Raw genomic sequence first — 10,411 nt, forward strand, 5'->3', positions numbered from 1 at the left:
GGAATCGTAATTGCAAGCAGTTGAAAGATGAAATTTTAAAACTAATATCATGAAAACAAAAATACTCTTATTGCTGGCTTTCTCTTTTATAGGAAGCCTTGTTTATGCCCAAGAAAAAGACATTTCAGGCAATTACAGAGGGCGTGGAGGAGGTATTATGCTCTTGCCTAACAAATTATTTGTCCTTTGGGGCTATATGACAGCTGTACCAGGGAGTTATGAGGTTCAAAAGGACGGTATCATCCTCTTCAAACCGAAAAAAGAACCACTATTTGTTGTGTATGGGCAGCGGAATGACTCTATTGGGAAAGACAAAGTCCGTATTCGCTTTGCGAATTTTGAAGATGGGAAAAACTATATCCGCTTTGAGAATGGAAAAACATACTCAGTTTTCAATGATAACCCCAATTGCCTTTCTTCTCGCTATGTACATACTTTTCCAAGGAAAGAAATGGGGAATTCCTTTTCTCTGATTGCAGATCTCAAAAGGCTTGAATTTGCTCCCTTTTTGGGAGAACTGAAAAATACTTATCAAATTGATTTACAGGATAATAATGACTTTCTTATTTCTTTTCAGGAACTCACAGAATATCAGATAGATGGGGCAGGCGCTTTGGTAACCAAAGAGGGCTATGAGTGTTTGCTCTTTTTTAACCAAGCTGATGTAGAGAGAAGTAAGCAGCTTATACGGGAACTCAAAAAGGAAATTGATAAAATACCTATGAAAGAGCTAAGAAAGGTGCTTTTTGCTAAGGAGAAGTCGGAAGACCAAGGGGATAAGGAGCTTAAAGACTTCCTTAGTATCTCCAACTTGGAAGAACCTAAGGCGTTTTTTATGAATATAAAAGAGGGTAGTGTAGATCATAATCCTATTAATCGGGATTTTTTAGTGTATGATAAAGGTAAAAATATCTATAAGGATACCCTAAATAATATTGAGTATTATAGGTTTGATTTTGTACAATCCAAGTGTTATCAGACAGATCTTAAAAAGCTCAAGGTAGAGCCTAAAACCATTTTTGTATCTGAATGTGAAAAACCTTCTAAAAGAAGGATATATCAATAATTATCGCTTATGGATGAAATAGTTATCAACAGAATCATTGTCTTCCTGTTTTTTGCCATTTCAGTAGGACTTACATATCTGATTATCAGAAAAAGCAACAGCAAGGCTAAGGATAAAAACAAAGCAAAAGCAGGTTGTCTTTCCGCCTTCTTTATCTGGGTGCCTATCTCCCTATTGGTGGTGCTTACCCCTTTTATGTTGTTTTTAGGGGCAAGTACTGTCAAGGAGCTCTACCTCTTGGCTTCTGATAGAGACTTTAAACCCTATACCGCTCAGGTGGTAAGGTATGAGGATATTCATACAGAAAGATTTGATCACAGGAGTGGTAGCAGGCACACTACCGAATATGTAGAAATGGGTACCCCTGTGGTTACTTTTACTATAGAATCGGGGAAGGAGCTGGAGCGGGCACTGCCTTTTGCTGCTGAGCTAAATGGGGAATCCTCTTATAATATTCGCTATAAGGCTTCCACAGATGAGATCATTGTAACAGATGTCTTTATTGTAGTGAAAACCATTGGGGTGATTATATTTTTCGTCATTGCAGTTTCCGCTTATTGGGGGATTTACGGCTATCTTACCGACAAGCCTATGAAGAATTACGGCAACTATCTGGCCAAAGGGCTACTCTATGGGGTATTTCTCACTATGACTATGGGACTATGTGCGGGACTTATCTATGGGGCACTTACCAAGGATCTGCCCCTATGGATACAAGCGATTTGTATATTTTTTGCTTTATCACTCGTGATTGTGATTGTTAGAATTTTCCTCACTATGTTCCGCTCCAAAGTCAGAGATCCGCTCAAGCAAAGGCGGAAGACTACCTATCGCAAGGATTATTAACCTTATCATGAAGAGAGAAATGCCTCTACAACAAACTAAAACTAAAAACTAAAAACTAATCACTAAATATGACATATATCAAAATAAATTCTTATATTTGCAGCGAAAAAGCAAGCCCTTGTTTTTTCAGCATTCATTCGTCTCTGATACAATCATATAAAAATTTTTAGAATGAGAGATTTAACAAAAATGACTAACATTGAGGACTTACGTGTGGTATGTAAGCGCAATGTACCTAAGATGTTCTATGAGTATGTGGATACAGGCTCTTGGACACAAGCCACTTACCGCGAGAATGTCTCTGACTTTAACCCTATCAAGTTCAAGCAGAAAATTTTGGTGGATATGGACAATCGTACCCTTGAGACTACGCTCTTAGGACAAAAGGTAAAATTCCCTGCTATGACCGCTCCTGTAGGCTTTATGGGAATGATGTGGGCTGATGGGGAAATCCATATGGCCAAAGCCGCTCAGAAGTTCGGTATTCCTTTCACTCTTTCTACCATGTCCATCTGCTCTATTGAGGACTTGGTGGAGGCAGGTGTAGAACCTTTTTGGTTTCAGCTCTATGTGATGCGCGATCGTGAGTTCATGAAAGATCTCATTCGTCGAGCTAAAGAAGCTAAGTGTTCCGCTCTTATGGTAACGGTAGACTTACAAGTGCTCGGAAACCGCCATCGTGATATTAAGAATGGACTTTCTACCCCTCCGAAGTTTACCATTCCTAATATGATAAACCTTTCAACTAAAATTCCTTGGGGTCTACGCTATGTATTCGGTAGCCGTCGCTGGACTTTCCGCAACATTGCAGGTCACGCTAAGAACGTATCAGACCTTTCTTCACTTTCTTCTTGGACAAAAGAGCAGTTTGACCCAAGCCTTAGCTGGAAGGATATAGCTGAGATTAAGGAACTTTGGGGAGGCCCTATTATCCTCAAGGGGATTATGACCCCAGAAGATGCACAAGAGGCTGTAAAATACGGAGCCGATGCCATCATCGTTTCCAACCATGGTGGTCGCCAAATGGACGATACTATTTCTTCTATCAAAGCCTTACCAGATATCGTAAGTGCTGTAGGTAGCCAGACAGAGGTATGGATAGACTCAGGTTTCTATACAGGACAGAACATGCTTAAGGCATGGGCTTTGGGTGCTAAGGGTATCATGCTCGGCCGTGCTCCCGTATACGGATTGGGTGCTTATGGAGAAGAAGGCGTAACTCGTGCCCTACAAATCCTCTATGATGAAATGGATACCACTATGGCCTTCTCTGGTCATCGCAATATCCAAGATGTAGATAAGAGTATTCTTGTAGAGGGTACTTATCCACTACCTACCAGAAAATAACACCATAATATATTAAATAAGAATAGCCCCAAACCACTCGGTTTGGGGCTGTTTATTTCTTAATGGTTCTTTATTTGTTCTTTGCTAACAGGCGTCTTGCTGCATCAGAAGCGGCAATAAGTCCGCCAGCCGACATGATAATGTCTTTCAGTACCAAGCGTCCAGCTCCTGATAGGTAAGGGAAGCCATGGTTAGGGGTAGGCATATCACCTCCTAAGTTAGGTACATATACCTCTGGGGTAGTGATAAGGAAGGAAAGGGTAACGATAGACATACCAAAAGTAAGTAATCCCCCGATAAGTCCTATTTTAGGAGACCAAATACCTAAAAGCGTAAGCAAACCAATTAGGCAGATGAACGCTCCTAAGCCATAAGAGAAAGTATAGGTGTTGTTTTGCTTATGCCATTCTATATTGGCAGCTACCATTTTCCCCTCTGGGTTCTTGTGCAATTTGTATTCTGCTACTTCTTTACCTTTGTTAGCCTCACCTGTAACACCGTTCTCATCAATAGCGGTTTTACCTGAGTTGGCATAGAAGAAACTCATAAAAGGGCTATTGGTAACAAAGGGAACAATCCCATCGGCTTCGTATTGACATACTTTGAGGCCTCCAATCCACGCCATTACGATAAAGATCGCAATGCGAATAAAGTTGATAAACTGTGACTGTAATCCAGCCAATTTTTCTAATAATTGTTGCATATGACTATGTATTATTTTCAGGATGCAAAAATACAAAGCATTTTCCAAATAAGAATGGACTTTTTTGCCACAAACATAGATTATTTTGCCACTATCGAAATTCCTACACTCTCCCTAAATTGCTTGGGGGAAACCCCTACTTCCTTCTTGAAATAACGGCTGAAGTAGAAAGCATCCTCAAAGCAGAGTTCAAAGGCGATTTCCTTGACCGACTTATGGGTGAGGTGCAGTAGCTTTTTGGCTTCCAAAACCAAGCGCTCCCTTAGCAGCGCCGAAGGGGTCTTCCCATAATACTGCTTAATACGCTTGGAGAAAGCACTGATTGAAAGGTGATAGGCCTCAGCATAGAAGCTGATGTCCTTTTCCTTGAGAAAGTTGGCCTCCAAAAGCTCTTGGAAATTGGCCACGGGGTTTTGCAAAGGGTTCTCTTCTTTCAAGTGGCTCAAAAAATGCTGCTTTTCTCGGCTTCCGATGGCCAAGATCAGTTGCAAATAGCTCTTAAGCACTGCAATTTGGTAAGGATTGGAGTCTGAAGCAATGGCTTGCATCTTTTTCAAGAGACGCTCTAATTCTCCAAAAACTGCCTGAGAGACCTCAAAGTGGGGTTGTTGGTATATATTATTGAATAATAGGCCGTTACAAGCCACTTCCTTCTTGTGGTACTCTATACAATAGAAATCCCCATGGAAGGCGATAAAGTCCATTTTGGGGGCCGTTTCTTTCCATTGGAAATACTGGTAAGGGGAGAGGAACAGCAGGGAATGCCCTTGGGAAGTATAGTCGTTGAAGTCGACACTAAAGTGGCTATCCCCCTGTAAGAGAAAGATATAGTATAGGGTTGTGTGTGCTCCTTGGGCAAAATCCTCAGGGGTAGCACTGTTGATATGAATATTCTGGTAAGTCATAAATAATCAGCTATCAGGGTACAAAATTAAGAAAAAAAGAGTATATTTGCAATCTAATAAGCCAATTAGCCAATGAGTTAATTAGCTAATAACCAATTCAAAACTATCATGAATCGTCTTTTACTTTGTACTTTGTTACTCGTCGCTTGCAAGCAAAAGCCTGCGGAGCAGAAAGATTACCCAAAGGGACTAACCACTCATATAGTGTCCATAACTGATCCTGATGACTATAAAGCCTATTTCTCTGACCAATATGGTAATAACTATAGTGAAGAATATGTTGTCTATGAGGATTATGTACTCTATCAGGGCAAGAAAGCCACCCTACGCCTTAGCCCTGATATGGCTACTTTCAAGGGGAAAGGAGGCGGGTTTGCTGTGGACAAAAACGGCATCTATTACCGTGGCTATTTCTTCCCAATGGATACCACAGGCTTTAAAATAGTTGGTGTAAAAGAGATACCTCTGAGTGAGGAAAATACGCCTATTTGGAAAACCAATAAGAAAGTGTTCTTAGGTACGCAACCTATGGAGGTAGCCCACCCAGAATCCTTTGAAATGGCGTATGATTATTATACTCCATGCTATTATTTCAAGGACAAGGAGTTTTTGTATTTCTGTGAGAAAAAGATAGAAGGTTCTGATAGCCAATATATAAGATTATCTGGTATTACCTATGCAGTAGCGGATAAAAACCATACTTATTACAAGGATAAAATCCTCACTTATAAGGGAGAGCCTGTAGAGCTCGTGACAGAGGATTTTTTCAAGACCTCTCGGTATGTACTTGCTTTAACATTGGACGTTGGGGGAGATGACGCTCCTTATTGGAAGGAAGTACCCTATATGGATGTTGCCACCCTTAAGGGACTTTTTATTGATAGCCTTTCAGGCGCTTCTTCAGATTATCTTATGGACAAAAACCATGTATTCTTTAGAGAAAAAGTACTCCCTATCAAAAAAAGAGATTTTGACAGGATACAAACTTTTGGAACCTATTCTTATATCTCCGATGGTAAGACTATTTATCATGGGAGCGACCCTACACCCTGTGATGCTCATACTTTTGGGATAGTGCCAGAGTACCCTGGAGATCTTGTTTATGACAAAGATGGTATTTACATGAATGAAGAAAAACTCCCTTTCAAATATACCACTCCGCCTGTATGGGGAAAAAATGCTTTCTTAGAAGACGATAAGGTTATTTATGAGCAACAAACTTATGATATTAGTAAACGATGGCAATTGATGACCGATGAACCAACAACTAATGACTAATGACTAATGACTAATGACTACTCACTTGTCATTATCTAAAAAACCTATAACTCAAAATTTAAAACTCAAAACCCTATAATTCAAAACCCTATAACTCAAAACTATCATGAACCGTCTCTTACTTATTACTTTGTTACTCGTTGCTTGTGGGCAAAAGCCTATGAAGCAGCTCCCTGCTACTACTACCAATGAGAAGGCAGTGGTACAAGATACTATAGCTGTATCCGATATTCATCGTACAGATTCCTTATGGCGTTCCTTTGAGAAATATAAGCGCCCCTATGTGAAGGGCTATATCATCAATCAGGATTATGCTATTTACCAAGAGAAAAATACCCGAAAGATCATAAAACCTGATATGGCGAGCTTTACAATCCTTGATGTATCGGGATTTGCCAAAGACAAAAATGGGGTCTATTACCAAGGAGATTTTATAAAGATTGATACCACAGGCTTTAGAGTAGTGGGCGTTATAAGCCACGATGATAAGCCGTCTGACTATTGGGAAGAACCTATTTGGCGAACTCATAAGAAGGCTTTTAGGGGAACAAAACCGATTGCTATCTCTGATCCTGCCACCTTAGAGACTGTTTCTTTTTGTTACTTCAAGGACAAAAACTACCTATACTATTATGACCAAAAGGTAGAGGGAGCTGATGTGGCTACCCTTCAGAAGGAATCGATAGATGGGGAATTTGTCTCCGACAAGAACAACACCTATTACCAAGGGAAACCCTTTATCTATAAAGGGGAGCGGGTACAGTTGGTAACGAACAATACATACAAAACGGAGCAGGTACAGCTGATAACGGGCAATATATACAAAACCACTACCCATGTATTGCGCTATAATGCAGGATATGATGATAAAGAGAAGGAGAAGGCGGAGGATTATTTTGTGGAACTCCCTGATTATTTTGATATTCCTACCTTAAAAAGGCTGAATGATTCCTATTTGATAGATAAAAATCACCTCTATTATGATGAAAATACCTATCCGTTAAGGGACAAAGATCTTAGAATGCCTATACCCAAGGAGAATCTGAGTAAGATAAAGCTATTTGAGGTTTTTGTAACTGATGGGAACAAGCTCTACAGAGGAAAAGAGCTGCTCTCTGGCTATGATGCGGCTACTTTTGGGATTGTTCCAGAGTATCATTACTATCAGTATGACAAGAATGGGGTGTATAATTGGGACTATAAACTACCTTTTCGCTATACAAACCGCCCCCAGTATGGGAAAAACTTTTTCTATATGGATGATCAGCACCTATTTGTCTATGAGGATCAGGCTTATTACAGGGCTTATAACGATAGTCTCTATGTACCTCACCTCACCCCTCGGCAGTTGGCGCTGCTAAAAAAAGGAAACACACCCCTAAGAGAATTATTCCCTTCTCAAGGCGATAAGCAAAAAAATAAAAAAATAGATACCACAGGCTTTGAGGAGCTTACTTATTCTTTTTGGAGGCATAATGGACAGATTTATCATTTGATTTATAAGGAGAGGTACGATTATGAGCAAAATGATTGGACGAGTGAGCGCCGATATGTAGTAGTAAAAGGCTATGACAATGCCTCTCTAAAGGCAGTTCCCAACGGTTTCTTAGCTGATAAAGATTATTGGTATGATGGCACCACAAGGTTGTTCCAAAACAAAGATGTAGAACTTCTGGCTATTTATGAGGGGTATCGAAAAGGCTGTGGTTTGGATAATACTCCTACCACTAATTTCTATTTCTTTAAGAATGCCCAGGGCTATTGGCTGGCCGAATTAGGCGGCGAAGGGGCAATGTGTCCATTAACCAATGAGCAAGCCAGTAAGTTATTAAACCAACAATAGCAACTCAAAATTTAAAACTCAAAACTCAAAACTCAAAACTCAAAACTATCATGAACCGTCTCTTACTTCTTACTTTGTTACTCGTCGCTTGTGGGCAAAAGCCTATGAAGCAGCTCCCTGCTACTACTACCAATGAGGAGGTAGTGGTACAAGATACTATAGCTGTATCTGATATCCATCGCACGGATTCCCTATGGCATTCCTTTAAGAAATATAAGCGCCCCTATGTGGAGGGCTATATCATCAATAAGGATTATGTCATCTACCAAGAAAAAGATACCCGCAAGATCATAAAACCTGATATGGCGAGCTTTGCAATCCTCAATGTATCGGGATCGGCAGCTGACATAATCCTGATTTTTGCCAAAGACAAAAATGGGATCTATTACCAAGGGGATTTTATAAAGATAGATACCACAGGCTTTAGAGTAGTGGGCGTTATAAGCCATCATGACAAGCCGTCTGACTATTGGGAAGAACCTATTTGGCGAACTTATAAGCAGGCTTTTAGGGGAACAAAACCGATTGCTATCTCCGATCCTGCCACCTTCGAGTCGGTTACCACTTGTTATTTCAAGGACAAAAACTACCTATACTATTATGACCAAAAGGTAGAAGGGGCTGATGTGGCTACCCTTCAGAAGGAATTGGCAGATGAGGAATTTGTCTCCGACAAGGACAATACCTATTACCAAGGGAAGCCCTTTATCTACAAAGGAGAGCGGGTACAGCAGGTATCGAATAATATATACAAAACCGCTACCCATGTATTGCGTTATAATGCAGAATACGATAAAGAGAGGGCGGAGGATTACTTTATAGAGCTCCCTGATTATTTTGATATTCCTACCTTACGAAGGCTGAATGATTTCTATTTGATAGATAAAAACCACCTCTATTATGATGAAAATAGCTATCCGTTAGGGGACGAAGACCTTAGAGTGCCCATACCCAAGGAGAATTTGAGCAAGATAAAGCTGTTTGAGGTTTTGGTCACCGATGGAAACAAGCTTTACAATAGAAAAGAGCCTCTCTCTGGCTATGATGCGGCTACTTTTGGGGTTGTTCCAGGGCATTATTACTATCTGTATGACAAGAATGGGGTGTATAATTGGCGTAAAAAGCTGCCTTTCCACTATACAAACCGCCCTGAGTATGGGAAAAACTTTTTCTATATGGATAATCAGAGACTATTTATCTATGAGGATCAGGCTTATTATAGTGGTTATGACGATAGCCTCTATGTACCTCACCTCAGCCCCCAGCAGTTGGTGTTGCTCAAAGAAGGAAACACACCCCTAAGGGAATTATTCCCTTCCCAAGACGATAAGCAAAAGAATAAAGAAATAGATACCACTGGTTTTGAGCAGCTTACTTATTCTTTTTGGAGGCATAACGGACAGATTTATCATTTGATTTATAAGGAGTGGTATGATAGTGACCAACATGATTGGAAGAGCGAACGTAGATATGTAGTAGTAAAGGGTTATGACAATGCTTCTCTAAGGGTAGTACCCAATGGTTTCTTAGCCGATAAAGATTATTGGTATGATGGTACTACAAGGCTGTTCCCAAGCAAGGACGTGGAGCTTTTGGCTATCTATGAGGGCTATGAGAAAGGCTGGGGTATGGATCCCGCCCCTAGTCCTAATTTCTATCTCTTTAAGAATGCCCAGGGGTATTGGTTGGCCGAATTAAGCGGAGAGGGGGCAATGTGTCCATTGACCAATGAGCAAGTTAGACAATTAACCGATGAGCCGATGAGTTAATTGGCCAATGAGCTAATGAGACAATTAGCAAATCGACAAATCGACAAATCGGCAAATTGGCAAATCGACAAATTATCAAATTATCAAACTCTTATGAATCGTCTCTTACTTTTTACGTTATTACTCGTTGCTTGCAAGCAAAAGCCAGTAGAGCAACTCCCTACTACAGCCGAAAAGGAGGTAGTGGTACAAGATACTATAACTGTATCCGATATCCATCGTACAGATTCCCTATGGAGTTCCTTTTGGGAATATAAGCGCCCCTATGTGGAGGGCTATATCATCAATAGGGATTATGCGATCTACCAAGAGAAAGATATCCGCAAGATCATAAAACCTGATATGGCGAGTTTCGTGCCCCTCAATGTATCGAGATTAGCCAAAGACAAAAATGGGATCTATTACCAAGGGGATTTTATAAAGATAGATACCACAGGCTTTAGAGTAGTGGGCTTTATAAGTCACTATTACAAGCCGTCTGACTATTGGGAAGAACCTATTTGGCGAACTCATAAGCAGGCTTTTAGGGGAAAAAAGCAGATTAACATCTCTGACCCTGCCACCTTTGAGTCGGTTACCACTTGTTATTTCAAGGACAAAAACTATCTATACTATTATGACCAAAAGGTAGAAGGGGCTGATGTGGCTACCCTT

9 protein-coding genes are annotated in these 10,411 nt (G+C 40.4%); 7 read left to right on the forward strand and 2 right to left on the reverse strand.

The window, feature by feature from the left end; all coding sequences use genetic code 11:
- The first annotated feature begins 49 nt into the window (after positions 1-49).
- The 3 genes from HMPREF1154_RS06765 to HMPREF1154_RS06775 all read left to right on the forward strand — a co-directional run bounded on the left by HMPREF1154_RS06765 (position 50) and on the right by HMPREF1154_RS06775 (position 3,259).
- On the forward strand, positions 50-1,066 hold the full coding sequence (locus tag HMPREF1154_RS06765; protein WP_009641842.1) for a hypothetical protein: 1,017 nt from the start codon (positions 50-52) through the stop codon (positions 1,064-1,066).
- Positions 1,067-1,075: 9 nt separating this feature from the next.
- Positions 1,076-1,912, forward strand: coding sequence for a hypothetical protein (locus HMPREF1154_RS06770; RefSeq protein WP_009641837.1), 837 nt, complete (start codon positions 1,076-1,078; stop codon positions 1,910-1,912).
- A 171-nt stretch (positions 1,913-2,083) separates the two neighbouring features.
- Positions 2,084-3,259 (forward strand): alpha-hydroxy acid oxidase, encoded by a 1,176-nt coding sequence (locus HMPREF1154_RS06775; RefSeq protein ID WP_009641793.1) that lies wholly within the window; start codon positions 2,084-2,086, stop codon positions 3,257-3,259.
- A gap of 70 nt (positions 3,260-3,329) precedes the next feature.
- Here the strand turns inward: HMPREF1154_RS06775 and HMPREF1154_RS06780 are convergent, their stop codons facing one another.
- Complete coding sequence (locus HMPREF1154_RS06780; protein WP_009641799.1) at positions 3,330-3,962, reverse strand: DUF417 family protein; 633 nt, start codon at positions 3,960-3,962, stop codon at positions 3,330-3,332.
- Positions 3,963-4,042: 80 nt separating this feature from the next.
- On the reverse strand, positions 4,043-4,867 hold the full coding sequence (locus HMPREF1154_RS06785) for an AraC family transcriptional regulator (RefSeq protein ID WP_009641775.1): 825 nt from the start codon (positions 4,865-4,867) through the stop codon (positions 4,043-4,045).
- A gap of 108 nt (positions 4,868-4,975) precedes the next feature.
- On the opposite strand from HMPREF1154_RS06785, the gene HMPREF1154_RS06790 reads away from it, so the two are divergent.
- From HMPREF1154_RS06790 to HMPREF1154_RS06805, 4 genes are all read left to right on the forward strand, one after another.
- Entirely contained in the window at positions 4,976-6,145 is a 1,170-nt protein-coding gene (locus tag HMPREF1154_RS06790; RefSeq protein ID WP_009641770.1) for a DKNYY domain-containing protein, read from the forward strand.
- A gap of 106 nt (positions 6,146-6,251) precedes the next feature.
- Positions 6,252-7,988: a DKNYY domain-containing protein gene (locus HMPREF1154_RS06795; RefSeq protein WP_009641789.1), complete on the forward strand. Its 1,737-nt coding sequence runs from the start codon at positions 6,252-6,254 to the stop codon at positions 7,986-7,988.
- Positions 7,989-8,038: 50 nt separating this feature from the next.
- Positions 8,039-9,757 (forward strand): DKNYY domain-containing protein, encoded by a 1,719-nt coding sequence (locus HMPREF1154_RS06800; protein WP_009641792.1) that lies wholly within the window; start codon positions 8,039-8,041, stop codon positions 9,755-9,757.
- 93 nt (positions 9,758-9,850) lie between these two features.
- A partial coding sequence (locus HMPREF1154_RS06805) for a DKNYY domain-containing protein (protein ID WP_009641806.1) occupies positions 9,851-10,411 on the forward strand: 561 nt, incomplete at its 3' end.

The sequence above is a fragment of the Capnocytophaga sp. CM59 genome, assembly GCF_000293175.1.
GTDB classification, from domain to species: domain Bacteria; phylum Bacteroidota; class Bacteroidia; order Flavobacteriales; family Flavobacteriaceae; genus Capnocytophaga; species Capnocytophaga granulosa.